Origin of the sequence: Pseudomonas sp. RW10S2 (assembly GCF_014268985.1) — a bacterium.
Lineage (GTDB): Bacteria > Pseudomonadota > Gammaproteobacteria > Pseudomonadales > Pseudomonadaceae > Aquipseudomonas > Aquipseudomonas wayambapalatensis.
The window spans coordinates 1-473 of the sequence record NZ_JABWRO010000248.1 but is presented as its reverse complement, the minus strand read 5'-3'; the positions used below and the strand labels follow the sequence as shown (position 1 = coordinate 473).

Sequence of the window (473 nt, the reverse complement as noted above, 5' to 3'; positions counted from 1 at the left end):
TCCTTGAATACGTCGTCACCCTGCGCCGGCAGGCTGTAGGTGGCCTGGGTCTGGCCTGCGGTGATGGTAACTTTGTCGCCATTGCTCAGGGTCACGGTCAGGTCGTGGTCGAGCTTCTGGCTTACGGAGACGGTGAAGGTCGGCTGCTGGGCTTCAGTCACGTTACCGTTGCTGGCAATGCTGACAGTCACGGTATCGATGCTGTCGCTGACCACGGTCTGTGCCGGGGTCGGGTTGGGCACCAGGTTCTCGAAGTTGCCGCCGGTGGCGCCGGTAATGGTGGTGCTGACCGTGCTGCCATTGACGAAGACGTCGTTGGCTGGGGTCTGGAAGTCGACCGAGCCACTGGTCTTGCCGGCTTCGACGGTGACGGTCTGGCCGTTGGACAGGGTGACGGTGACCGGCGTCTGTGCCGGGTTGGTCAAGGTTACGGTGTAGGTGATCACGCCGCCTTCGGTGACGCTTGGCGAAGC

Annotated in this window: 1 protein-coding gene; it reads right to left on the bottom strand. The window is 62.8% G+C overall.

Annotation, left to right across the window (positions count from 1 at the left end):
* A partial coding sequence (locus HU729_RS25580) for an immunoglobulin-like domain-containing protein (RefSeq protein ID WP_186711926.1) occupies nt 1-473 on the bottom strand: 473 nt, incomplete at both ends.